19 protein-coding genes are annotated in these 24,021 nt (G+C 60.5%); 8 read left to right on the plus strand and 11 right to left on the minus strand.

All coding sequences use genetic code 11. The features are described 5' to 3' along the window. Positions 1 to 88: 88 nt before the first annotated feature. Positions 89 to 1,414 (minus strand): MFS transporter, encoded by a 1,326-nt coding sequence (locus GIV26_RS03355; RefSeq protein WP_054897266.1) that lies wholly within the window; start codon positions 1,412 to 1,414, stop codon positions 89 to 91. A 258-nt stretch (positions 1,415 to 1,672) separates the two neighbouring features. On the opposite strand from GIV26_RS03355, the gene GIV26_RS03360 reads away from it, so the two are divergent. Beyond that, positions 1,673 to 2,563 (plus strand): LysR substrate-binding domain-containing protein, encoded by an 891-nt coding sequence (locus GIV26_RS03360; RefSeq protein ID WP_034127935.1) that lies wholly within the window; start codon positions 1,673 to 1,675, stop codon positions 2,561 to 2,563. On the opposite strand, the gene GIV26_RS03365 is transcribed toward GIV26_RS03360, so the two are convergent. Beyond that, entirely contained in the window at positions 2,539 to 3,393 is an 855-nt protein-coding gene (locus tag GIV26_RS03365) for a LysR substrate-binding domain-containing protein (protein ID WP_034127936.1), read from the minus strand. The two genes, GIV26_RS03360 and GIV26_RS03365, sit on opposite strands and share 25 nt — an antisense overlap. A 112-nt stretch (positions 3,394 to 3,505) precedes the next feature. On the opposite strand from GIV26_RS03365, the gene GIV26_RS03370 reads away from it, so the two are divergent. The 3 genes from GIV26_RS03370 to GIV26_RS03380 all read left to right on the plus strand — a co-directional run bounded on the left by GIV26_RS03370 (position 3,506) and on the right by GIV26_RS03380 (position 6,224). Next, on the plus strand, positions 3,506 to 4,630 hold the full coding sequence (locus GIV26_RS03370; RefSeq protein WP_034127937.1) for a 2-aminoethylphosphonate--pyruvate transaminase: 1,125 nt from the start codon (positions 3,506 to 3,508) through the stop codon (positions 4,628 to 4,630). 97 nt (positions 4,631 to 4,727) lie between these two features. Next, positions 4,728 to 5,555: a phosphonoacetaldehyde hydrolase gene (phnX, locus tag GIV26_RS03375; protein WP_054917363.1), complete on the plus strand. Its 828-nt coding sequence runs from the start codon at positions 4,728 to 4,730 to the stop codon at positions 5,553 to 5,555. 114 nt (positions 5,556 to 5,669) lie between these two features. Then, positions 5,670 to 6,224: a cytochrome b gene (locus GIV26_RS03380; protein WP_236279497.1), complete on the plus strand. Its 555-nt coding sequence runs from the start codon at positions 5,670 to 5,672 to the stop codon at positions 6,222 to 6,224. Between the two features lie 68 nt (positions 6,225 to 6,292). Here the strand turns inward: GIV26_RS03380 and GIV26_RS03385 are convergent, their stop codons facing one another. Together GIV26_RS03385 and GIV26_RS03390 are read right to left on the minus strand one after the other, a co-directional pair. Next, a complete protein-coding gene (locus tag GIV26_RS03385) occupies positions 6,293 to 7,234 on the minus strand; it encodes a 1-aminocyclopropane-1-carboxylate deaminase/D-cysteine desulfhydrase (protein WP_236279498.1) in 942 nt (313 codons plus the stop codon). Between the two features lie 56 nt (positions 7,235 to 7,290). After that, positions 7,291 to 9,330 (minus strand): NADPH-dependent 2,4-dienoyl-CoA reductase, encoded by a 2,040-nt coding sequence (locus GIV26_RS03390; RefSeq protein WP_236279499.1) that lies wholly within the window; start codon positions 9,328 to 9,330, stop codon positions 7,291 to 7,293. Positions 9,331 to 9,541: 211 nt separating this feature from the next. On the opposite strand from GIV26_RS03390, the gene GIV26_RS03395 reads away from it, so the two are divergent. Both GIV26_RS03395 and GIV26_RS03400 read left to right on the plus strand, forming a co-directional pair. Further along, the gene (locus GIV26_RS03395; protein ID WP_034127941.1) at positions 9,542 to 10,672 is read left to right on the plus strand and encodes a carbon-nitrogen hydrolase family protein; all 1,131 of its coding nucleotides are present in this window, start codon (positions 9,542 to 9,544) and stop codon (positions 10,670 to 10,672) included. Positions 10,673 to 10,676: 4 nt separating this feature from the next. Beyond that, positions 10,677 to 11,711, plus strand: a complete 1,035-nt coding sequence (locus GIV26_RS03400; protein WP_034127942.1) for an AraC family transcriptional regulator — start codon at positions 10,677 to 10,679, stop codon at positions 11,709 to 11,711. A gap of 366 nt (positions 11,712 to 12,077) precedes the next feature. On the opposite strand, the gene GIV26_RS03405 is transcribed toward GIV26_RS03400, so the two are convergent. Both GIV26_RS03405 and GIV26_RS03410 read right to left on the minus strand, forming a co-directional pair. Continuing rightward, positions 12,078 to 12,869, minus strand: coding sequence for a DUF2242 domain-containing protein (locus GIV26_RS03405; RefSeq protein WP_034127943.1), 792 nt, complete (start codon positions 12,867 to 12,869; stop codon positions 12,078 to 12,080). Between the two features lie 88 nt (positions 12,870 to 12,957). Continuing rightward, entirely contained in the window at positions 12,958 to 13,857 is a 900-nt protein-coding gene (locus GIV26_RS03410) for a LysR family transcriptional regulator (protein ID WP_173647455.1), read from the minus strand. Positions 13,858 to 13,975: 118 nt separating this feature from the next. On the opposite strand from GIV26_RS03410, the gene GIV26_RS03415 reads away from it, so the two are divergent. Together GIV26_RS03415 and nhaA are read left to right on the plus strand one after the other, a co-directional pair. After that, entirely contained in the window at positions 13,976 to 15,157 is a 1,182-nt protein-coding gene (locus tag GIV26_RS03415) for an MFS transporter (RefSeq protein WP_127880739.1), read from the plus strand. 118 nt (positions 15,158 to 15,275) lie between these two features. Next, positions 15,276 to 16,619: a Na+/H+ antiporter NhaA gene (nhaA, locus tag GIV26_RS03420; RefSeq protein WP_127880740.1), complete on the plus strand. Its 1,344-nt coding sequence runs from the start codon at positions 15,276 to 15,278 to the stop codon at positions 16,617 to 16,619. A gap of 200 nt (positions 16,620 to 16,819) precedes the next feature. Here nhaA and GIV26_RS03425 read toward each other — a convergent pair whose 3' ends face one another. The 5 genes from GIV26_RS03425 to clpP all read right to left on the minus strand — a co-directional run bounded on the left by GIV26_RS03425 (position 16,820) and on the right by clpP (position 23,961). Continuing rightward, on the minus strand, positions 16,820 to 18,694 hold the full coding sequence (locus GIV26_RS03425) for a SurA N-terminal domain-containing protein (protein WP_236279500.1): 1,875 nt from the start codon (positions 18,692 to 18,694) through the stop codon (positions 16,820 to 16,822). Positions 18,695 to 18,922: 228 nt separating this feature from the next. Further along, on the minus strand, positions 18,923 to 19,195 hold the full coding sequence (locus GIV26_RS03430) for an HU family DNA-binding protein (protein WP_003174819.1): 273 nt from the start codon (positions 19,193 to 19,195) through the stop codon (positions 18,923 to 18,925). Positions 19,196 to 19,344: 149 nt separating this feature from the next. Next, complete coding sequence (gene lon / locus GIV26_RS03435; RefSeq protein ID WP_105227219.1) at positions 19,345 to 21,741, minus strand: endopeptidase La; 2,397 nt, start codon at positions 21,739 to 21,741, stop codon at positions 19,345 to 19,347. 188 nt (positions 21,742 to 21,929) lie between these two features. Next, positions 21,930 to 23,213, minus strand: a complete 1,284-nt coding sequence (gene clpX / locus GIV26_RS03440; RefSeq protein ID WP_003192254.1) for an ATP-dependent Clp protease ATP-binding subunit ClpX — start codon at positions 23,211 to 23,213, stop codon at positions 21,930 to 21,932. Between the two features lie 112 nt (positions 23,214 to 23,325). Further along, on the minus strand, positions 23,326 to 23,961 hold the full coding sequence (clpP, locus tag GIV26_RS03445; RefSeq protein WP_003192255.1) for an ATP-dependent Clp endopeptidase proteolytic subunit ClpP: 636 nt from the start codon (positions 23,959 to 23,961) through the stop codon (positions 23,326 to 23,328). Positions 23,962 to 24,021 lie beyond the last annotated feature (60 nt).

The raw sequence follows: 24,021 nt of genomic DNA on the forward strand, positions 1-24,021 counted from the left end.
CGCGCCGAAACGTCTACTGGCCGGCGCTTTGGGGGCAGAGTTTATAGCGCGAGAACGCTTCGTTCCACCAAAAAACCGGCCAGGGTACTCAGGTGCGCAAGGGTTTGATCACCGCATTGCGGTCCGGCACAAAATCCCCGGCCTGGGCCAGTACGGCGGGCCTGGCATTCCAGTAGGGCATCAGCACCAGCGACGAAAACAGTGCCGCACCGGCAAACACAATAAATACCGTAACGGTATCGAAATAGCCTGGCAGCAAACCACCCAGGATCGCTCCCACCGAACCGCAGCCGTTGACAAAGCCCGCAGCGGTAGCGCCGGCCTTGGCGGTGCCGAAGTCGATGGCCGCCGTGCTGCTGATCATCGAGTCCGGCCCATACAGCGTCAGCCCCATGACAAACAGCAACGTCATCACCAGCACCACACTGCCGGTGTGCAGCGCGCCCATAAACAACGCCAGGGCAACCGTCAGCGCCAACAGGCTGAGCACGCAGGCGGGCATGCGCCGAGCACCGAACAGTTTGTCGGAGGCCAGGCCGATCAACACCGGCCCCAATAAACCGGCCAGCTCAAACGCGGTGGGCACGATGGCGGCGCCGACCTTGCCCACCGACGGCATCTGCTCGTAGACGATCACCGGCCCCCACAACAGAATCGCGTAGCGCGCCGGTTTGAGCAGGAAGTACGCCAGCCCCAGGGTCAACACCGTACGGTTGCGCAGGATCGCGCGCAGGGGTTCGAGTACGCTCACGCGCTGTTCGGCGGCCAACTGCTCGGCGCTCAGCACCGGCTCGGGCTCGACTGCCGGCAAGCCCACATCCTGCGGGGTATTGCGCTGGAACATAAAGAACAGCACGGCCACCACCGCGACCACTGCGGCGCTGGAAATAAACGCCGCATGCCAGCTACCGATCAGCGTATAAGCCCACCAACCGGCAAACGGTGACGCGACCAACCCGCCAAATGCATAACACGAACTCCACAGCCCCAACACCCGCCCCCGCTGCTGGGCCGGGAAGAAACTACCGAGGTTCTTGCACAACCCCGACCAGCCAGTGGACTGGGCCAAGCCCTGTACCAACATGCAGGTGACAAAAATCGGCAAGGTGGCAAAGGTGCCCATCACCAGCGCCGCGCCTGCGGAAATCAACAAGCCACCGAGCACCACTACCCGTGGCCCGAAGCGGTCTGCAAGCATGCCCCAGGTGAACTGGCCCACCGCATACGCTGCGAGATAGAGGCCATCCAGGTTAGCCATCGTCATTTTGTCGAGGGGGAAACTCGGGTCGTCGCCAATCCCCAGCTTTGCCACCGAAAAGGCTTTGCGGGTGAAATAGAACGCGGCGTACGCCAGCCAGGTAATGGCGAAAATCTGCACGCGCCAACGCTTGATACTACCCATAGGGATATTCATGGTGGTTCTGACCTCAGATGTGAGTGTGCCGGCAGAATCGAAAGAAAACGCCTGTTGTTCTTATGGTTGAGCACTGCAATGCCGGGCCTTGGATAGCGCGGTATTGGTCAGATGGGTGCGATGTGCCTGCGCCCATGGCCGCCGTGGTTGTAGGACTCAACCTACGGCGGCTGAGGTGCATCAAAACAATGGCTGACTCATAGGTAAAATCGATTTATCGTATTTCAAATATAAGCTCAGGTTTTAAGAGGACGTACCATGTCGGTTTCCCATGCCCAGCTCAAAGCCTTCCATGCGGTGGCCATTCACGGCAGTTTTACCGGGGCTGCAGAACGGCTGTTCCTGACCCAGCCTGCGATTTCCGACCAGGTGCGCAAACTTGAAGAGCGCTTCGGCGTATTGCTGTTTCACCGCAACAAGCGTTCGGTGCGCCTGACCGATCTGGGTGAACGCCTGCTGGGTATCACCCAGCGCCTGTTTGTGATCGAGGCCGAAGCCGAAGAGTTGCTGCAGGATTCGCGCGCTCTGCTCACCGGTACTCTCACCTTGGCAGTGGATGCGCCCGTGCACGTCCTGCCGCAGATTGCGCGCTTCTGCCAGCGCTACCCTGGGATCAGCGTAAAAATCGAAACCGGCAATACCGATGAGTCGCTGTCGCGCCTCTACAACTACCAGGCCGACCTGGCGCTGTTGGGGCGCGATGTCGATGATGTGCGCCTGTTGTCAGTGCCGCTGCCCGACGACCAACTGCTGGCTTTTGTCGCACGGGACCATGCCTGGGCCGGGCGCGAGTCGATCTGCCTGGCCGACCTCGATGACACCCCGCTGGTACTGCGGGAAACCGGCTCGGTCACCCGTCAGACCCTGGAGCAGGAAATGCGCCAGGCCGGCCTGCGCATTCGTCCGGCGATCCAGGTGGAAGGCCGCGAGGCCGCCCGTGAAGCCGTGGTGGTAGGGATTGGCGTGGGCGTGGTGTCGGCGGCAGAGTTCGGTGCCGATGCACGGGTGTACGCCATGCCGATCCGCGATTGCACCCAACGCATGAAAGAAACCCTGGTGTGCCTGAAAGAGCAGAGTTCACGCCGTGTGGTCGCGACCTTTCTGGAGATTGTGCGTGAGAGCCTTCACGCCAACTCGAAAAACGCCTGAATCAAGCGCAGCGAGCGACGGCGCTCCATGCAGCCGAGCATATGCCGATTCAGCAGGCCATCGCCGAGGATCGGCACTGCCTGCACACGCGGGTCCGGGCTGACCTCCATCGACGACACCACGCCCACGCCCAACTCTGCCGCCACCGCCTCGGCCACAGCTTCCCGACTGTCCAGTTCCAGCAGCACTTTGGGCTGCACATTCGCCGCCAGGCAGGCGTCGTCAAAGGTGCGGCGGGTGGTGGAACTGGGCTCGCGCAGCACCATGATCACCTCATGCAACTGCGCCAGTTCAATACCGTCGGGCTGCTTGGCCCACGGGTGTGCGGCCGGCACCAAGGCGCAAATCCGTGACTGGTCCAGGGGTTGCAAGTGCAGGCCATTGCGCGGTTCCACCTCGGTGAGCACCGCCACATCCGCATGTTCGGACAGCAACGCCGCCAGGGTTTCCTGGGCATTGCCCAAACGCAGGTTCACGGTAATGCCGGGGTAGCGCGCACGCAGGCTGGCGATCATCGGCATCACCAGGTGGGGGCCATCCGCCGCCACTTCCAGGCGCCCGGTGAGCAACTGGCGGTTGGCCTCCAGCAGGGTTTGCGCCTCGTCGACCAACCCGAAGATAGCCCGCGTGATGGCCGCCAGGCGTGCGCCCTCCTCGGTCAATTCCACCCGACGTGCGGTGCGGCGCAACAGCGGGATCTGGTAGTGCTCCTCAAGCGCCTTGATATGCCCGGTCACCGCCGGCTGGCTGATAAACAGCCGAGCCGCCGCGCGGGTAAAACTGCCCTCACGGGCCACGGCATCGAATGCACGCAGTTGGAACAGATTCATAGCTATCGGCCTCACTGATAGCTCGCATAACAACAAACAATTTGATTGATGACAAGCCAAACTGCAATTTAGGCGCCGTAGCTTGAACCCCAACACCTTGCGAGGATTTGACATGCCCACTGCCGCGCCGATCCTGTTGACCCCCGGCCCCCTGACCACCTCGAACCGCACCCGCCAGGCGATGATGACGGACTGGGGCTCGTGGGACGACCGCTTCAACCAGCTCACAGCCAGTGTGTGCAGCCAGTTGCTGGCGATCCTCAACGGCGCCGACAGCCACCACTGCGTGCCGTTGCAAGGCAGCGGCACCTTCGCCGTCGAAGCTGCAATCGGCACCCTGGTCCCCCGCAAGGGCAAGGTGCTGGTGCTCATCAACGGCGCCTACGGCAAGCGCCTGGCGAAAATCTGCGAGGTGCTTGGCCGCGAATTCAGCACCTTTGAAACCGCCGAAGACGAGCCCACCACTGCCGCCGATGTGGATCGTCTGTTGCACGCCGACAGCGCCATCACCCATGTCGCACTGATCCATTGCGAAACCAGTACCGGCATTCTCAACCCGTTGCCGCAGATCGCCGAGGTGGTCAAACGCCACGGCAAGCGCCTGATCATCGACGCCATGAGTTCCTTCGGCGCGCTACCGATTGATGCCCGCGAAATCCCCTTCGACGCGCTGATCGCCGCCTCGGGCAAATGCCTGGAAGGCGTACCGGGCATGGGCTTTGTCTTTGCGGAAAAACACGCACTGGCCGCGGCACAGGGCAACTGCCATTCCCTGGCGATGGACCTGTTCGACCAGCACAGCTACATGACCAAAACCGGCCAGTGGCGCTTCACCCCGCCGACCCACGTTGTCGCCGCCCTGCATGAAGCGCTGTTGCAGTACGCCGAGGAAGGCGGCCTGCCCGCCCGTCACCAGCGCTATGCAAATAACTGCCAGGCCTTGCTGGACGGCATGGCCGAACTAGGCGTGCGCAGTTTTCTACCGGCGGCTATCCAGGCGCCGATCATTGCCACCTTCCACGCCCCCGACGATCCTCGCTATCAGTTCAAAGCGTTCTACGAACGGGTCAAGGCCAAGGGTTTCATTCTGTACCCGGGCAAATTGACCCAGGTGGAAACCTTTCGCGTGGGCTGCATCGGTCATGTCGACGCGGCCGACATGCGCGCAGCCGTCAAGGCCATCGCCGAGGTACTGCAAGAAATGTGCAGGAGCGAGCTTGCTCGCGAAGAGTGTTAACGAAAACGCGGGCATCCTGAGTTAACGCGGCGCCTGGATGTTTTTCGCGAGCAAGCTCCTACATAGATGAATGTTATTACCCCACAGGATCTGAACCATGAACTATCAAAACCCCAACACCCTCCAGGCCGTTATCCTCGACTGGGCTGGCACCGTGGTCGATTTCGGCTCCTTCGCCCCCACGCAGATTTTTGTCGAGGCCTTCGCCGAGTTCGACGTGCAGGTGTCGATCGAGGAAGCCCGTGGCCCGATGGGCATGGGCAAGTGGGACCATATCCGTACGCTCTGCGACCAGCCGCAGGTTGCCGAACGCTACCGCAAGGCGTTCGGCCGCACGCCCACCGACGACGACGTGACCGCCATCTACCAGCGCTTCATGCCGCTGCAGATCGAGAAGATCGCCGAACACTCGGCCCTGATCCCCGGCGCCCTCGACACCATTGCAGCACTGCGCGGCCAAGGCATCAAGATCGGCTCCTGCTCTGGCTACCCCAAGCAGGTGATGGACAAGGTCGTGGCCCTGGCCGCCACCAACGGCTACGTCGCCGACCACGTCGTGGCCACTGACGAAGTGCCCAACGGCCGACCATGGCCGGCCCAGGCGTTGGCCAACGTGATCGCCCTGGGCATTGATGATGTGGCGGCCTGCGTGAAGGTCGACGACACCGTGCCGGGCATTCTCGAAGGCCGACGTGCCGGCATGTGGACCGTGGCCCTGACCTGCTCGGGCAACGCGCTGGGCCTGACCTACGAGCAGTTCCGCGCCCTGGACACCGACACACTGGCCAGCGAACGCCAGCGCATCGAAGCGATGTTCGAAGCTTCACGCCCACACTACCTGATTGACACCATCACCGATCTGCCACAGGTCATCAGTGACATCAACCAGCGCCTGGCCCGCGGGGAAATGCCGCAGGCCTACTGACCGAGGTCAAGACAACGGCATTGGCAACAAGCGCAGCGCTCAAAACAGGCATAGAGTTAATGCACTCCATCGCTAAAGAATGGAGGTATGCCCTGATGAGTGAGGAACACAGCGATGCCGTGGAAAAATTCCGATACACGCTACAGCACCATGTCGATTGCGTTGCACTGGTTGATGGTGGTGCTGCTGGCGGTGGTCTACGCCTGCATTGAACTGCGCGGCCAATTCCCCAAAGGCAGCGGTGCGCGCACCTTGATTGTTGAAATGCACTTCATGCTCGGCCTTACCGTGTTTGTACTGGTATGGCTACGCCTGTTTGCACGCAGCCTGGGGGTGGCACCGAAGATCGTGCCGGCGCCGCCGCAATGGCAGAATCTGCTGGCGGCACTGATGCACGCTGCGTTGTACGCGTTGATGATCGGCATGCCGATTGCCGGTTGGTTGATCGTCAGTGCCAAAGGGCATTCGGTGATGTTCTATGGAATGGAATTGCCGCCGCTGATCGCGCAAAACAAGACGCTGGCCGAGGAGATTGAAGGCTGGCATGTGCTGTTTGGCCAGATCGGGTACTGGCTGATCGGGCTGCACGCGTTGGCGGGGATCTTTCATCATTACGTGATGCGCGATAACACGGCGCTGCGCATGATGCCGGGTGGGAGGAGGCTTTAACCCAGCCAATTAGCTCCCCTGTGGGAGCGGGCTTGCCCGCGAAGGCGGTGTGTCAGTCACAGTGCCTCTTACTGCACTACCGCTTTCGCAGGCAAGCCAGCTCCCACAACGGGTTTGCGCCAGTCGCTGAAGCCTCGGCGGCCTTGCAGGCCGCCGGTATGGATGAAGATCAGGCGCATGCCGGGGGCAAAGCGTCCGGCCTCGATCTGCTGTTTCAACGCCAGCAGCGCCTTGCCGGTGTAAAGCGGTTCCAGCGGTAGACCGCACGCTTGTTCGGTGCGCTGAATGAAGTCGAGCAAGCGTGGATCGGCTTTGGCAAAGCCGCCGCGACTGGCGTCCAGCAATGTATAACCGTCCTGCACGATGGCACTCACGTTCTGCGCCACACCGTGGTCATCCGGCACCGCCAGGACGCCATATACCGGATGCGCGCCCGCCTCCGCCAGTGCCAGCCCGGCCAGTGTCGTGCCGGTACCCGCCGCCAACCACCAGGCGTCGTAATCGCTCCAACCGAGGCTGTCCAGTTGCGCCCGCGCCTGCTCGACCAACACGCCACAGCCCTGCGCACCGGCCAGCCCACCGCCGCCTTCGGGTATCGGATGAAAGCCAGGATACTGCTCGCGCCAAGGCAACCAGAAACCCGCTTCATGCCGCGCCCTATAACCGCCATAACCGAGCCAATGCAGTTGCATGCCAAACGCTTTGAGGTCGAGAACCGTGGGGGTGTCTTGAGGATGGCCCCGCAGCAGGCCGACCGTGGGAAAACCAAAGCGCTTGCCCGCCGCCGCCAGCGCATGCAAATGGTTGGAGTACGCACCGCCGAGACTCATCACCCCGGTGGCCCCAGCGTGTCGGGCCTGGGCCAGGTGCTCGGTGAGCTTGAACCACTTGTTGCCACTGATCAGCGGGTCGATACAGTCCAGGCGCAGCACGGCCAACTCGACTCCGCTCAGCCAGTCCAGTTGCAAAGGTTCAAGGGGCGCATGAGGAAGCCAGTCGAAAGGGCCCATCGGCAGGTATCTGAATGAAAAGAGGGCGGTAGTCTACCACCGCCCCTCTTGGCGTATTACAGCTCTGCAGCCAGGCGCGAGCCCTGGTTGATGGCGCGCTTGGCGTCCAGTTCGGCCGCCACATCGGCGCCACCGATCAGGTGCACGTTCTGGCCGGCGGCGACCAGGCCGTCGTGCAATTCGCGCAGCGGGTCCTGGCCGGCGCAGATGACGATAGTGTCTACCGCCAGGACTTGCGCTTCGCCCTCGGCGCCGATGCGGATATGCAAGCCTTCATCGTCGATCTTCAAGTACTCGACACTGTTGAGCATCTGCACCTGCTTGTTCTTCAAGCCCGTGCGGTGGATCCAGCCGGTGGTCTTGCCCAGGCCGTCGCCCACCTTGGAAGCCTTGCGTTGCAGCAGGAACACTTCACGGGCCGGTGCATGGCGCTCGGGTTTGATCCCGGCCACGCCACCACGGGCTTGCAGTTGGGTGTCGATGCCCCATTCTTTCCAGAACGCCTCACGATCCAGGCTGGTGGATACGCCTTGGTGGACGAGAAATTCAGACACGTCAAAACCGATGCCGCCGGCGCCGATCACCGCCACGCGCTTGCCCACCGGCTTGCGCTCGAGGATCACGTCCAGGTAACTCAGGACCTTGGCGTTGTCGACACCGGGAATCGCCGGGGTACGCGGTGCGATGCCGGTGGCCAGGATCACTTCGTCATAACCGCCCGCTACCAGTTGCGCAACGTCGACACGGGTGTTGAGGCACAGCTCGACGTGGGTGGTCTGCAATTTGCGTTTGAAATAACGCAGGGTCTCGAAGAACTCTTCCTTGCCCGGCACGCGCTTGGCGATATTGAACTGGCCGCCGATCTCGCTGGCGGAGTCGAACAAGGTCACCTGATGCCCGCGCTCTGCGGCCACGGTAGCCGCGGCCAAACCCGCAGGGCCTGCGCCGACGACCGCGACCTTTTTGATCTGCTTGACCGGCAAGTAATTGAGCTCGGTTTCGTAGCACGCCCGCGGGTTGACCAGGCAGGTGGTGAGCTTGCCGCCAAAGGTATGGTCCAGGCATGCCTGGTTGCAGCCGATACAGGTATTGATCTCATCGGCGCGCCCGGCGGCGACCTTGTTGACGAACTCGGGGTCGGCGAGAAACGGCCGCGCCATCGAGACCATATCGGCGTCGCCTTCGGCCAGGATCTGCTCAGCAATTTCCGGGGTGTTGATGCGGTTGGTGGTGATCAGCGGAATCTGTACCGAACCGCGCAATTTGGCCGTGACTTTACTGAACGCACCACGGGGTACCTTGGTGGCGATGGTCGGGATACGTGCTTCGTGCCAGCCGATACCGGTGTTGATGATCGTCGCGCCGGCCTGTTCGATGGCCTTGGCCAACTGCACGATCTCTTCCCAGACACTGCCGCCTTCCACCAGGTCGAGCATCGACAGGCGGAAAATGATAATGAAGTTCGGGCCTACGGCTTCGCGTACACGGCGCACGATTTCCACCGCCAGGCGCATGCGATTTTCAAAGCTGCCGCCCCAACGGTCGGTGCGATGGTTGGTATGGGCAGCGAGGAACTGGTTAATGAAGTAGCCTTCGGAACCCATGATTTCGACGCCGTCATACTCGGCGACCTGGGCCAGCAGCGAGCAGGTGACAAAATCCTGGATCTGCTTTTCGATGCCCTCTTCATCCAGTTCCTTGGGCTTGAACGGGTTGATCGGCGCCTGGATAGCGCTCGGAGCCACCTGCTTGGGGCTGTAGGCGTAACGCCCGGCGTGGAGGATCTGCATGCAGATCTTGCCACCCGCGTCGTGCACGGCTTGGGTAACGATCTTGTGCTTGCTCGCCTCTTCTTCGGTGGTCAGCTTGGCTGCACCGGCGTACACGCCGCCTTCATCATTGGGGCCAATGCCGCCAGTGACCATCAGGCCTACGCCGCCACGGGCGCGCTCGGCAAAATAGGCCGCCATACGCTCGAAACCGCCGGGCTTTTCTTCCAGGCCGGTGTGCATCGAACCCATCAGGGTACGGTTGCGCAAGGTGGTGAAACCCAGGTCCAACGGGGCCAGCAGGTGCGGGTAGGCAGCAGCGGTCATGGTACAGCTCCACAACGGATCATCACGGGACGTGGCGCACTCTAACGGCGTGCCATCGGTTTATGTCCCACAGACTAAGAGGCGGTGGACCACGGCTCAATGACTGAAACTGACAAGTTATTGATCCAAATGCACAGCGCCCCTTGGCAAGCCACGCCATGGGCCCTACCCTAGTCGCGAACCCTGCACCTGGTCTGTTGTCTGTTGCCCCATGCGTAAACTTCTAGCGTTCACCGTCATCATGGCCCTGGTTGCCTCACTCGCCGCGTATCTGGTCTGGACCCAGGAGCGCCCCGTGGCGCATTACCTGTCCGACCTGCGCATCACCCTCGCCGTCAACGAGGGCGAACCAGCCGACCGGGGCAACCTGCTGGGTATCCAGCCGGAACTGTTCCCTGCCGATTACCAGAGCCTGGAACGCCTGCATCTGAAGCTGTCCGCCTACCTGCAAAATGCCCGGGACCTTGGGCTGATCAATGCCAAGACCGTTGTGGTGCTGCCGGAACATATCGGCACTTGGCTGATGCTCGGCGGAGAAAAGAATGAGCTGTACCAGGCCGCTCACCTCAAGGACGCCATGAACTGGCTGTCGATCAGCAACCCGCTGCAATTTGCCAAAGCCTGGATCAGCGCCACTGGCGACAACCGCATGGACGATGCGTACCTGCGCATGAAAGCCCCCGCCATGGCCCGCGACTATCAAGTGTTGTTTGGCGGCCTCGCCAAAGAATTTGGCGTGACCCTGGTGGCCGGTTCCATCGCCCTGCCCAACCCGAGCGTGATCCAGGGGCAACTGGAGATCGGCCACGGCGCGCTGTACAACGCCAGCGTGGTGTTCGCCGCCGACGGCTTGCCGCTGGGCCAGCCGCAGCGCCAGCTTTACCCGATCTACGATGAACGTGGCTTTATAGAACCTGGCGATGAGCATGTCGTCAACGTTGTCGATACCCCCGCCGGGCGCCTGGGCATTCTGGTCGGCAGCGACAGCTGGTACCCGGACAACTACCGCAAGCTCAACGAGCAAGGCGCGCAATTGATCGCGGTACCCGCTTTTGTCACCGGCCGCGATACCTGGGACCGTCCGTGGCGCGGTTTCAAGAGTGTGTCTACGCCCTCAGAAGTGAGCCTCAAGCCTGAAGAAACCAGTGAGGGCGCGGCCTGGCGTCGCCTTACCCTGATCAGCCAGCCGCCTGTCAGCGAAGCCACCGCGGGAATGAGCGTCTTTCTGCGCGGACAATTCTGGGACCTGGGCAGCGCCGGCCAAAGTTTTCTCAGTCGCAATGGGCAAGTCTTCGCCGATGGCGACGCCCATGGTGCGCGCCTGCTGAATATCTGGCTGTAGCGCCGTGAAGCCGGTGCGCCTGGGGGATCTGTCGGTGGGCTTCGTGCACACCCTGGCCGACGCCATCCACAGCCACGGCCTGGACCCACAGCCCCTGCTGCTGCAATACGGCCTCGATCCAGCTCGCCTGGCTGAGGCCGGCGCACGCTTGTCGATCCCGCGCTACATGCGCCTGGGCCACGCGGCCATCCAACTGACCGGCAACCCCGGCCTGGGTCTGCGTATGGGCCAGCTCAGCCGCTTGAGCCAGGCTGGTCTTGCCGGCGTTACTGCCGCCCAAGCGCCCACCGTGCGCGAAGCGGCACGCACGCTCACACGCTTTGAAGCACTGTACGGCTCCAACTATCGCGGGCAATCAAGCTTTCATGAAGACGCCGAAGGCGCGTGGCTGAGGTTTTATTCCATCAGCCCCTACAACACCTATAACCGCTTTGTGGTGGATTCGATCATCGCCGGCTGGCTGCAGCAATTGTCTGGCCTGGCCCAACAGCCGGTGCAGGCCCAGCGCATTGAAATCGAATTCGACGCGCCGGACTACCACGACCACTACAGGGTGCTGGGAGAGGGCGTGGTCCACTTCGGCGCCGAGGTCAATCAACTGCGCCTCAGCCAACCCACCCTGGCGCTGCGCAACCCGCAGCATTGCCCAAGCACCTGGCACCTGTTGCTACAGCTGTGTGAAAGGGAATTAGAGCAGTTGACCCGCACCCGCAGCCTGCGCGAGCGCATTACCCGGTTGCTCGGGCCGATGCTCAATGGCGGCCGGGAACCCGACCTGGAGGAAGTGGCGGCACGCTTGAAGCTGCCAACCTGGACATTGCGGCGCAAACTGGCCGAGGAAGGCACGCAGTTTCGCGCGATCCTCAATGACACCCGTCGCGACCTGGCCATGACCTACATTCGCGATACGGAACTGGCGTTCGGCGAGATCGCCTACTTGCTCGGTTTTGCTTCGGCCCAAGCCTTCCAAAGGGCCTTCAGGCGTTGGAACAACCAGACCCCAGGGGAATTTCGCCGCAGTCAGCGCCACTCCGCCTGAAGTCGGTGTTACAGCTCGGTGGCATCGTCGGCAGGATCCAGTGGGTCTAGCTCGAATGCCTGATACTCCAGCAGCTCTTCCTGGTAATCGTCCATGGTGGACTCCTTTTCGTGTTGAAAGCGGTTGCAGATTAATGACCTGCGAACCCAGCCTAAAGTGCCGTCATGACGAAAAAATGTCGACGCCGTGACATTCCTGCTCTTCAGGATTAAACGTAGCGGCGATCACTGGATTTAACTCAACCGCAACCTCGATCAAAATGTGGGAGCGGGTTTGCTCGCGAAAGCGGTGGGTCATTGAACACACTTGGCGACTGTTACACCGTATTCGCGAGCAAGCCCGCTCCCACATCAGAACAGCATTGCGTTACTGCGCAGGCATCGGAAGCGGTGGAATCGCTTCCGTCGGCGCCGGCAGGGACGGATCAGTCGGCGCCGGTGCAACCGGAGCAGGCTCTGTCACCGGGGCAATCGGTGCAGCCTCAGGTGGCGGCGCAAGCGGCTCTGCAGCGGCAGGCGCTACAGGCACATCCTTCGGCGCTTCGACCTTCTCGGCTGCCGGAGCGGTCTTGGGCTCGGGCACGCCGAGGTCGGCCTTGGGCTGCTCGGGGATATGCTCGGCCTGCTTTACTTCCTGCGGCAGGAACACGTCCACCAACGCGAAGTAACGCTCGTAGAACTTCGGTGCAGAGACGGTCTCGCTCGCCACCTTCACCATCGAGTCGTCGGTGGAGCCAATCGGCATCGACACCGAGCCCAGCACGCCCACACCGAGGCTCGCGGAGTTGTTGACCTTCTTCAGCGCATAGCGGTCCTGCAAGGCGTTGGCAAACATCGTCGAGTGATTGCTGCCCTTGCCATCAGCAGCGCACACCACATTGAAACTGATCTGCAGGTGGGTCTCGCCGGTCTGCTGGAAGCTCTTGTTGCCGGCCACCAACTTCGGATCGCTGCTGGTGATGATGTAGCCCTGGCTCAGCAGGGCACGGCGCGCAGCTTCACAGGCCGCCACATCGCTGACCGGGTAATCGCGGGAAAACGTACCGGAATCGTCGAAATTCTCATGTTCATAGATAGCGGTCTTGGGTGACGAGCAGCCCGCGGCGCCCGCCAGCACCAGCGCCAACCCGAGATTGCGCAAGTGAAATGATGTCGACATTGAAAATCCTGAAGAAAACGGTCCGGACGGTATTGTGCAACAGAACGCGACATTGAAGCGCGATTCCTGTCGGTAAAACATCTCAAGCTCAGACAGCGGCGTCAGTAGGAAAAAGCCCGGCGCACATATGATCGATAAAGGCCCGCAGCTTGGCCGAAGCATGGCGACTGGCCGGCCACAGCAACCAGAAACTGCCGCGATGTTCGAGGTGCTCATCCAGCACCCGTCGCAAACGCCCATGCTGTACGGCCTGGTTGACCATGTAGTCCGGCAGGCACGCAATGCCCAGTCCTTCTTGCACCACATGATTGAGGGACTCGATGGTGGTGCTGACCAGCGGTGCGCGCAGGTTCAGTTCGGAAGCCCCCGGGACATGACGCAGCGGCCAAGGCTCCAGCTTGCCGGTGGCGCAGAATTTGTGCCGCAGGCAGGCGTGATGATTCAGGTCCTGTGGCCGATGGGGGGTGCCGTGCTGGTCGAAGTAGCCGGGCGTACCGACGAGGACCAACTGGTAATGCCCTAGATGGCGCATCATCAAGCGCGAATCTTCTGGCTTACCGGTGCGAATCACCGCGTCGAAGCCCTCCTCTATCACATCCACCATGCGATCGGAAAAATCCACATCCAACTCGATGTCCGGGTAGGCACGCATAAAATCGCTGATCACCGGCATCAACAAACCACGCACTTGGGGCACACTGATCCGCAGCTTGCCGCGAGGCTTGGCAGTGACCTCAGTCAATTCCTGTTCGGCCGCTTCCAGCTCCGCCAGGATGCGCCGCGAACGTTCCAGGAACAGCGCGCCCTCGCTGGTCAGAGTGATGCTGCGGGTGCTGCGATGAAACAACCTGACGCCCAGGCGCTCTTCCATCCGCGCAATGCTTTTACCCACCGCCGACGATGACACGCCCAGTGCGCGGCCCGCAGCGGTGAAGCTAAGCGTTTGCGCGACCTGCACAAAAACCGAGAGGCTGCCCAGATTGTCCATGGTGATGCCTTTGCCGATTGCGGACATCAACGTCCGATAAGTTCGGAACCTTAGCCTGTTTTTCAGCGCCTCGCAGCCCCCTACCCTTGGCTCCTTGACCCTTTCAAGGAGAGCCCCGATGAACGACAGCCCCCAATTGATCGATACAGCCCCCCACGCTGAACCGCTGCCACTGGCCGGTTTGCTGGCGTTGGCCTGCGCCGGCTTTATCACCATCCTCACCGAGGCAATGCCCGCCGGTTTGTTACCGCAAATCGGTGCTGGGCTCGGGGTCTCCCAGGCTCTGGTCGGGCAACTGGTAACGCTCTATGCGCTCGGCTCGTTGCTCGCCGCTATCCCGCTGACATTGCTGACCCGGGGTTGGCGCCGGCGGCCGTTGCTGTTGATCGCCATCGGCGGCTTTGCATTGGTTAACAGTGTCACCGCCTTTTCCAGCCACTATGGCTTGACCTTGGCTGCACGATTTTTCGCCGGTGTGTTCGCCGGCTTGCTGTGGGCCTTGCTGGCGGGTTACGCCAGTCGTATGGTCGCACCTCATCTGCAGGGCCGGGCGATTGCCGTGGCCATGCTGGGTGCGCCGCTGGCCTTGTCCCTCGGCGTGCCCGCCGGCACCCTGCTGGGTACGCTGGTCGGATGGCGCGCCAGTTTTGCCATCATGACTGGCCTGACCCTGTTACTGCTGGTATGGGCGCGTTGGCAACTGCCGGATTTTGCCGGTGAACCGCCAAGTAAACGCCTCGGCTTACGTCAGGTACTGGCGTTGCCAGGCATACGGCCGGTGCTCTGGGTGACCTTTACCTACGTGCTCGCGCATAACATTCTCTATACCTACATCGCCCCTTTGCTGGTGCCCGCCGGTATCGGCCGCGAGATTGATCGCGTGCTGCTGGTGTTCGGCCTGATGGCCCTGCTGAGTATCTGGCTGGTAGGCGTCTGGATTGACCGGCACCTGAGGCTACTGACCCTCATCAGTTGCGCGATGTTCGCCGTTGCGGCCCTGCTGCTCGGACTATGGTTCAACTGCGTAGTCGCCATTTACGTCAGCGTGGCGTTGTGGGGGCTCGCCTTCGGTGGCCTCCCCGCACTCTTGCAAACCGCGCTGGCCAAGTCGGCCGGCAACTCGGCCGATGCCGCCCAATCGATGTTGGTCACGGTATGGAACCTGGGCATCGCCGGAGGTGGATTAGTGGGCGGGCTCTTGCTCGAACGTTGGGGCGTCGTGGCATTTCCATGGGCAGTTCTAGGATTGATCGTGTTGGCGCTGGGCGCAATCCGGGGTAAAGCGCTGCCCGCGCGATGACAAGTTTGTTTACAACTTATTCCTCACCTTCCTATCATCGCCCCTGGGTGCGTTGTTGCATAAAGCACGGCGCAGGTTAAAAGCCAAGCATTGGTCGGGCCGCCAATGGAGATTTGTCGTGCCTGATAAACACCCCGCCATCCCCCGCCCCCAGCGTTTGACTGAGGGCGCGCTGTCCGCCCTTGAGCGCTTTTCACACATCGAAGCCGTCAGCGGTATCGTGCTGCTGCTGGCCGCCATCGTCGCGCTGGTGTGGGCCAACAGCCCCGCCGCCGCGACCTACGAGCATTTCTGGAACACGCCCATCACCCTCGGGCTGGGCGATTACAGCGTGTCGCGCTCCCTGCATTTTCTGGTGAATGACGGGCTGATGACCATTTTCTTTCTGGTGGTCGGTGCCGAGATTCGCCAGGAAATCAAAGACGGCGCCCTCGCCAACCTGAAGCTGGCCACGCTGCCGTTGGGCGCGGCGTTGGGCGGTGTGCTGATGCCCGCACTCATCTACACCCTGCTCAACCACGGCACCGCCGCCGCGAGTGGCTGGGCGGTCCCCACCGCGACCGACATCGCCTTTGCCGTGGGTGTGCTTGCGCTGCTGGGCAAATCGATTCCCAGTGGCGTACGCATCCTGCTGCTGGCCTTGGCGATCATCGATGACATCGTGGCGATTCTGATCATCGCGATCTTTTTCACCGCCAGCCTCGACTACATGGGCTTGGTGATTGCTGCCGGCGGGCTGGCCCTGGTGTTGGTGTTCCAACGCATGGGCATCAGCAAGGCGGCGATCTACCTGCTGCCAGGCGCTATCGTGTGGTTTGGCCTACTCAAGACCGGCGTGCACCCAACGCTCGCCGGGGTGATCCTTGGCTTGATGACCCCCGTCAATTCCAAGCCCACCCGGGAACGCCCGCTGGAAACCATCGAACGCACCTTCAACGAGCTGATGGACCGGTTCTCGCAGCCAGCCGAAGGAGCCCAGCAAGTCGCCACGCCCCTCAAGCAATTGCGCGAAGCTCAACGGGAAATACTGCCGCCGGTGCAGCGTGTTCAATCGGCGCTGCACCCGTGGGTAGCGTTCGGCGTGATGCCGCTGTTTGCATTGGCCAACGCCGGTGTGAGCCTGGACGGTTTCAATCTGGATGACCCGCTGGCCCACGGTGTGTTCATGGGCGTCATCTTCGCCCTGGTGCTCGGCAAGCCTCTGGGCGTGATGCTGGCGAGCCTGGCGCTGGTCAAGCTCAACATCTGCAAGCTGCCGGACGGTGTGACCTGGACGGGCGTTGGCCTCGTCGGCCTGCTGGCGGGGATCGGTTTCACCATGTCGATCTTTATCTCGTCCCTGGCATTTTCCGACCCGGCCCTGCTGTCGGCTGCGAAGCTGAGCGTACTGGCGGCTTCAACCCTGGCGGCGGTGATCGGGTTGACGTGGGGCAAGCTCAAGTTTGCTGCCAAGCCTATCTGAGGCAGAGCACCAACCTGTGGCGAGGGAGCTTGCTCCCGCTGGGTCGCGAAGCGGCCCTAAAAAGCCGGGACTGCTGCGCAGTCAACGGGAGCAAGCTCCCTCGCCACAGTGACAGTCCCATTTAACTGAGTAGCCGCTTTATCAAGGGCAAAAAAAGACCCCGGCCTTTTCAGGTCGGGGTCTTTTTATTCAGGCCGGCATCAATACTTCTTGATGTCTGCCTGGGTTTCCAGCTGCTTGCGGTAGGCCGCGAAGTCCTGCTGGCCAATACGGGAAGCGAGGACGCGGCGGTATTGCGCTTTTTCTTCGTCCGTAGGGGCCGCAGCTTCGTTCACACCGTTCAAGCGCACGATCACCAGGCTGCCATCGCGCAGGGTCACGGTGGTGAAGGTCGGCTTGTCCTTGGCCACAGGCTTGGGCATGCGGAACAAGGCTTGCAGCACGGCCGGGTCGATGGAGTCCTGACCACGGGTAGCTGCCTCAGTCACCTTCCAGGCCTGGCCGTCAACCGGCTGGTCCAGCGCGGTCTTGCCATCACGCAGGCTGGCGATCAACTCGTCGGCATGGGCTTTGGCGGCAGCGCTCGCGCGCTCCTTGGTCATCTGGGTGCGAATGGCCGCAGCGACGTTCTCCAGCGGCAACTGGGCCGGCTTGAGATGCTCTTTGGCACGCAGCACGATGATGGTTTCCGGGTCCAGCTCGATAGCGCTGCTGTTGGCACCTTCATCCAGCACTTCCGGGCTGAAGGCTGCAGTGACCACGGCACGGTTGGCCGCAACACCTTCGCCACCTTCACGGCCAAACGGCGCGGAAGTGTGGACGGTCAGCTTCAGGTCAGACGCCGGCTGGGCCAGGTCAGAGGCTTCGAATGCCGCATCTTCCAATTGCTTGGTCGCTTCGACAAAACGTTGTTCAACCTGCTGTGCCTTGAGCTCGCGGGTCAGCTTGTCTTTCAGGCTGGCGAACGATGGCACCTCAGGCGCTTCAACGCCCAGCAACTTGATCAGATGCCAACCGAAGGTAGTGCGCACTGGCGCCGACACCTGGTCTTGCTTCAAGCCGTACAGCGCGGTTTCAAAGTCCGGGTCATAAACGCCAGGGCCCGCAAAGCCGAGGTCACCGCCATTGTTGGCCGAACCTGGGTCCTGGGAGAACTCCTTGGCCAGGGCTTCGAACTTCTCACCCTTGGCCAGGCGCGCCTGGATGTCTTCGATCTTGGCCTTGGCTTGCGCCTCGGTGACCTTGTCGTTGACTTCAATCAGGATGTGCGCGGCACGACGCTGTTCAGCGAGGTTGGCGGTTTCCTTCTCGTAGGCAGCCTGCAGCTCATCGTCCTTGACAGTAACCTGGTCGAAGAAGGACGACTTCTTCAATTCCAGATAGTCGATGACCACTTGGTCCGGGGTCATGAACTCTTTGGCGTGCTGGTCGTAATAGGCTTTGACCTCATCGTCGGTGAGTTTCACCGCCGCGGGGTCAGCCTTGATGTTGACGGTGGCGAAATCGCGGGTCTGTTTTTCCAGACGGGCAAATGCCAGCACCTCGGCGTCGGTAACAAACCCGCTGCCGGCGATGCCTGCGCGAACCTGGCCGATCAGCATTTCCTGGGTCAGCATCTGACGGAATTGCATGCGGCTATAGCCCAACTGGCGGATCACCTGGTCAAAGCGTTCGGCGTTGAACTTGCCGTCCACCTGGAATTCCGGCGTCTGCAGGATCACCTGGTCCAGCGCCGCTTCCGAGAAGCCGAACTTGGAATCGGCAGCGCCTTGCAGCAGCAGCTTGCGGTCGATCAGGCCCTTGAGGGCAGCATCGCGCAGCAGTTTTTCGTCCAGCAGGGAAGCATCGAAATCCTTGCCCAACTGTTGCATCAGCTGGCGCCGTTGCATATCGACGGCTTGGCTCAGTTCGGTCTGGGTGATTTCTTCACCATTGACCTTGGCCACGTCCTGCTTGTTATTACCCGAAGCCTGGAAAATGGCTTCGATACCGGTGAACGCCATCAAAGCGACGATGATCCCGATAATGGTCTTGGCAATCCAGCCTTGTGAATTGTCCCTGATATTTTGCAGCATGCGTCCCCCAGAAACGGTTGAACTTCAAAAATTAGGCAACCGTGGAGCGTGGGTAGAGTCCGGATAGAAGAAAGGCGCATCCGAGGATGCGCCTTCTCGTAACTGGCGGAGCGGACGGGGGTTCGAATCTGCACCCCCGGCGTGGCGACCCGATACGTGGGTCAGCTACCGCTCCGCTGCCAGGCCAGACCTGCGTCCGACCCGGGTAAGCAAAGGCTTGAACGAAGCTTAGTTAACGGCTTCTTTCAGGGCTTTACCGGCTTTGAAACCTGGTTTCTTGGCAGCAGCGATTTGCAGTGCTTTGCCGGTCTGTGGGTTACGGCCAGTGCGAGCTGGGCGGTCAGTCACAGAGAAAGTACCGAAGCCTACCAGTACCACGGAGTCGCCGGCCTTCAGAGCGCCAGTGACGGATTCGATTACTGCGTCCAGCGCACGGCCAGCAGCAGCTTTCGGGATATCAGCGGATGCAGCGATAGCATCAATCAGTTCCGACTTGTTCACTCTAAGTCCCCTTATATATCTATTGAGTATGATTCTAAGTTTTTTGGTAAAAAGCAAAACCAGTGCTGAATGGCCTACAGACACTTAAGAGCCGCTTTATAACAAGGGCTCTAAAAAGCTGTCAAGGAAGCCCCCCAGGCTCCAACACATTAATGCGTGCTAATTCTTTCCTTGGAATCGGACTCGCGTTTTTCGTCCTTCGCGACGATCTCCGGGGCCACATCCGGCAAGGGCTCCGGCGCGTATTGCAGCGCAATTTGCAGGACCTCGTCAATCCATTTAACCGGTTTAATCTGAAGATCCTGCTTGATATTGTCAGGAATTTCCTTCAAGTCGCGAACATTCTCTTCAGGAATGATCACGGTCTTGATTCCACCCCGGTGCGCAGCGAGTAATTTCTCTTTCAGACCACCGATCGCCAATACCTGACCACGCAGGGTAATTTCCCCGGTCATCGCCACATCGGCGCGCACAGGAATGCCGGTCAACGCTGATACCAGCGCCGTGCACATGCCTACGCCAGCGCTAGGGCCGTCTTTAGGGGTCGCCCCTTCCGGCATGTGGATATGGGTGTCGTGCTTCTCGTGGAAGTCCAGCGGGATGCCCAGGCTGCGGGCGCGGCTGCGCACCACGGTCTGCGCGGCGGTAATGGATTCGACCATCACGTCCCCCAGGGAACCGGTCTTGATCAATTGGCCTTTGCCCGGAATCACCGCAGCTTCGATGGTGAGCAATTCGCCACCTACCTGAGTCCACGCCAAACCAGTCACCTGGCCGACCTGATCCTGTTGCTCGGCCAGGCCGTAGCGGAATTTCTTCACGCCCAGGAAGTGTTCCAGGGAATCGGCAACTACCTTCACAGAGAAGCGTTTTTCCAGCGCGTGCTCCTTCACCGCCTTGCGGCAGATCTTCGCGATCTGGCGCTCAAGGCCCCGTACACCGGCCTCGCGGGTGTAGTAGCGCACGATGTCACGGATCGCCTCGACCTCGAATTCGATCTCGCCCTTCTTCAGGCCGTTGGCCGAAATCTGCTTGGGCGCCAGGTACTTGACTGCGATGTTGATCTTCTCGTCTTCGGTGTAGCCCGGCAGACGAATCACCTCCATCCGATCCAGCAAGGCTGGCGGAATGTTCATGGAGTTGGAGGTGCACAAGAACATTACGTCAGACAAGTCGTAGTCGACTTCCAGGTAATGGTCGTTGAAATTATGGTTCTGCTCGGGATCAAGCACTTCGAGCAAGGCCGACGCCGGGTCGCCACGCATGTCGCTGCCCATTTTGTCGATTTCATCGAGCAGGAACAGCGGGTTGCGTACACCCACCTTTGTCATCTTTTGAATCAATCTTCCTGGCATCGAACCGATGTAGGTACGGCGATGACCACGGATTTCCGCTTCGTCACGCACGCCACCCAAGGCCATGCGCACGAACTTGCGGTTAGTCGCGCTGGCAATCGATTCCGCCAGGGATGTTTTACCCACACCTGGAGGCCCGACCAGGCACAACACCGGCCCGCGGATTTTTTTCACGCGCTTTTGCACGGCGAGGTACTCAAGGATGCGCTCCTTGACCTCTTCCAGGCCGTAATGGTCAGCGTCGAGGATCTCTTCAGCACGGGCCAGGTCCAGGCGCACCTTGGTCTGGGCCTTCCACGGCACTTGCACCAACCAGTCGATATACGAGCGCACCACGGTGGCTTCGGCCGACATCGGCGACATCTGCTTGAGCTTGTTCAGCTCCGCGGTGGCCTTGGTCAGGGCGTCTTTGGGCAGGCCAGCGGCATCGATACGCTTCTTCAGCTCTTCGATTTCGTTGTGGCCCTCCTCGCCGTCACCGAGCTCTTTCTGAATGGCCTTCATCTGCTCATTCAGATAGTACTCGCGCTGGCTACGCTCCATCTGCTTCTTCACACGGCCACGGATGCGTTTCTCAACCTGCAGCAGGTCGATTTCGCCATCCAGCAACGCCAGCACGTGTTCGACACGGGCCGACAGGTCGATGATTTCGAGGATGTCTTGCTTCTGCTCGATCTTCAGCGCCATGTGGGCGGCCATGGTGTCGACCAGGCGGCTTGGCTCATCAATGCTGTTGAGGGACGACAGGACTTCAGCCGGAACTTTCTTGCCCAACTGCACATACTGCTCGAACTGCGAGAGCAGGCTGCGCACGAACACCTCGGACTCACGCTCCGGGGCTTCGACTTCGTCGATCAGCGCCACTTCTGCACGCAGGTGGCCATCCACCTCCATGAAACGCTCTACGGCGCCGCGCTGCTCACCTTCGACTAACACCTTGACGGTGCCATCGGGCAGTTTGAGCAATTGCAGGACAGTGGCAATGGTGCCGACGCGATACAGGGCATCTTCACCTGGATCATCATCAGCAGGATTCTTCTGGGCCAACAGCAGGATTTGCTTGTCGCCCGTCATCGCGGCCTCGAGGGCTTCGATAGACTTCTCGCGCCCCACGAACAGCGGGATAACCATGTGCGGATAGACGACGACATCACGCAACGGCAGGAGAGGCAATTCGATGGTTGTCTTCATGATTTCGCCTCTATGACAGTTCAAAAATAAGCTTGAAACCAAGATGGGGGTTACATGCAAAAAAAACAAGCTCAATGCCAGTAGTTAAACGCATGAATACACGCGAATTTAACCACCGCTCCGAGAAAAGCCCCCAAAAAACAAGGGGCCCCTAGAGGCCCCTTGCTTGTACCGCAACTGCTGAACGCTTACGCGTCGGGTGCAGCCTTGGCAGCCGGCTCACTGTTTTCGTAGATATACAGTGGCTTGGATTTGCCTTCGATCACGCTTTCGTCGATCACCACTTTACTCACCTCGGACTGCGAGGGGATTTCGTACATGGTGTCGAGCAACACGCCTTCGAGAATAGAACGCAGGCCACGTGCACCGGTCTTGCGCTCCAGTGCCCGCTTGGCCACCGATTTCAGCGCATCGGTACGGAACTCGAGGTCTACACCTTCCATCTCGAACAATTTGCCGTATTGCTTGGTCAGGGCGTTTTTCGGCTCAGTGAGGATCTGGATCAAAGCCGCCTCATCCAACTCGTCCAACGTCGCCAGGACGGGCAGACGGCCAACGAATTCCGGGATCAGACCGAACTTGACCAGATCGTCAGGCTCGACTTCACGCAGGGACTCGCCCACCTTCTTGCCTTCTTCCTTGCTACGCACTTCCGCACTGAAACCAATGCCGCCACGGGTGGAACGCTGCTGAATCACCTTCTCCAGACCGGAAAACGCACCGCCACAAATGAACAGGATGTTGCGCGTATCAACCTGAAGAAATTCCTGCTGCGGGTGCTTGCGGCCCCCTTGTGGCGGAACGGAAGCAACCGTGCCTTCGATCAGTTTCAACAGGGCCTGCTGCACGCCTTCACCGGAAACGTCCCGGGTGATCGACGGGTTGTCCGACTTGCGCGAGATCTTGTCGATCTCGTCGATGTAGACAATACCCATCTGGGCCTTCTCTACGTCGTAGTCGCACTTCTGCAGCAGTTTCTGAATGATGTTCTCGACATCTTCACCCACGTAGCCAGCCTCGGTGAGGGTGGTGGCGTCGGCGATGGTGAACGGAACGTTCAACAGGCGAGCGAGGGTTTCTGCAAGCAGGGTTTTACCCGAGCCTGTAGGACCGATCAGCAAGATGTTGCTCTTGCCAAGTTCAACCTCGTCACCTTTCTTGTCACGCTGGTTCAAGCGCTTGTAGTGGTTGTACACCGCTACGGCCAGAACCTTCTTTGCACGCTCTTGACCAATGACGTACTGGTCAAGGATGCCGCTGATTTCTTTAGGCGAAGGTAATTTATGCGCACTGCTCTCGGCCTGGGCTTCCTGCACCTCCTCACGGATGATGTCATTGCACAGGTCGACGCATTCGTCGCAGATAAACACCGAGGGGCCGGCAATCAATTTGCGTACTTCATGCTGGCTTTTGCCACAGAAGGAGCAATAGAGCAGCTTGCCGTTGTCCTCGCCGTTGCGGGTGTCAGTCATTCGTTCGATCCAAATCCGATAGGCTTGCAACACAAGATGAAGGCTTATGCGGGCTTTTTCAAGCCCGCCAGTGGTCGGACATGCCGACCAGCCCTATTTTGAGCGGCTTATATTAAGCGGGGCGCTTGTCGATCACTGCGTCGATCAACCCGTATTCCTTGGCGGCTTCAGCGCTCATGAAATTGTCACGGTTGGTATCGCGCTCGATTTCTTCCAGGGTGCGCCCGCTGTGCTTGGCCATCAGCGTGTTGAGACGCTCACGAATGAAGAGGATTTCCTTGGCGTGGATTTCGATGTCCGACGCCTGGCCCTGGAAACCGCCCAGTGGCTGGTGAATCATCACACGCGAGTTCGGCAGGCAGAAACGCTTGCCTTCGGCACCCGCGGTCAGCAGGAAGGCGCCCATGCTGCACGCCTGGCCAATACAGGTGGTCGACACGTTTGGCTTGATGAACTGCATGGTGTCGTAGATCGACATGCCCGCAGTCACCGAACCGCCCGGTGAGTTGATGTAGAGATGGATGTCCTTGTCCGGGTTTTCCGCTTCAAGGAACAGCAATTGCGCACAAATCAGGTTGGCCATGTAGTCCTCTACCGGGCCAACCAGAAAGATCACTCGCTCCTTGAGCAGGCGCGAGTAGATGTCGTAGGCGCGTTCGCCACGAGCGGACTGCTCGACAACCATCGGGACCAGGCCGCCTGCGGCCTGGATATCAGAGTTCTGCTGAATATAGGAATTACGGAACATGCTCTGCAGTTACTCCCAAATAGTCATGTCTTGAAAACGCATAAGCCAGCGCGAGGCTGG

The sequence above is a fragment of the Pseudomonas sp. PA-1-3F genome, from assembly GCF_021609665.1.
Classification (GTDB): Bacteria; Pseudomonadota; Gammaproteobacteria; order Pseudomonadales; family Pseudomonadaceae; genus Aquipseudomonas; species Aquipseudomonas paracarnis.

Coding starts and splice junctions, on each gene's coding strand:
- GIV26_RS03355 (WP_054897266.1), bottom strand. CDS start 1,414: ATGAATATCCCTATGGGTAGTATCAAGCGTTGGCGCGTGCAGATTTTC.
- GIV26_RS03360 (WP_034127935.1), top strand. CDS start 1,673: ATGTCGGTTTCCCATGCCCAGCTCAAAGCCTTCCATGCGGTGGCCATT.
- GIV26_RS03365 (WP_034127936.1), bottom strand. CDS start 3,393: ATGAATCTGTTCCAACTGCGTGCATTCGATGCCGTGGCCCGTGAGGGC.
- GIV26_RS03370 (WP_034127937.1), top strand. CDS start 3,506: ATGCCCACTGCCGCGCCGATCCTGTTGACCCCCGGCCCCCTGACCACC.
- phnX (WP_054917363.1), top strand. CDS start 4,728: ATGAACTATCAAAACCCCAACACCCTCCAGGCCGTTATCCTCGACTGG.
- GIV26_RS03380 (WP_236279497.1), top strand. CDS start 5,670: ATGCCGTGGAAAAATTCCGATACACGCTACAGCACCATGTCGATTGCG.
- GIV26_RS03385 (WP_236279498.1), bottom strand. CDS start 7,234: ATGGGCCCTTTCGACTGGCTTCCTCATGCGCCCCTTGAACCTTTGCAA.
- GIV26_RS03390 (WP_236279499.1), bottom strand. CDS start 9,330: ATGACCGCTGCTGCCTACCCGCACCTGCTGGCCCCGTTGGACCTGGGT.
- GIV26_RS03395 (WP_034127941.1), top strand. CDS start 9,542: ATGCGTAAACTTCTAGCGTTCACCGTCATCATGGCCCTGGTTGCCTCA.
- GIV26_RS03405 (WP_034127943.1), bottom strand. CDS start 12,869: ATGTCGACATCATTTCACTTGCGCAATCTCGGGTTGGCGCTGGTGCTG.
- GIV26_RS03410 (WP_173647455.1), bottom strand. CDS start 13,857: ATGGACAATCTGGGCAGCCTCTCGGTTTTTGTGCAGGTCGCGCAAACG.
- GIV26_RS03415 (WP_127880739.1), top strand. CDS start 13,976: ATGAACGACAGCCCCCAATTGATCGATACAGCCCCCCACGCTGAACCG.
- GIV26_RS03425 (WP_236279500.1), bottom strand. CDS start 18,694: ATGCTGCAAAATATCAGGGACAATTCACAAGGCTGGATTGCCAAGACC.
- lon (WP_105227219.1), bottom strand. CDS start 21,741: ATGAAGACAACCATCGAATTGCCTCTCCTGCCGTTGCGTGATGTCGTC.
- clpX (WP_003192254.1), bottom strand. CDS start 23,213: ATGACTGACACCCGCAACGGCGAGGACAACGGCAAGCTGCTCTATTGC.
- clpP (WP_003192255.1), bottom strand. CDS start 23,961: ATGTTCCGTAATTCCTATATTCAGCAGAACTCTGATATCCAGGCCGCA.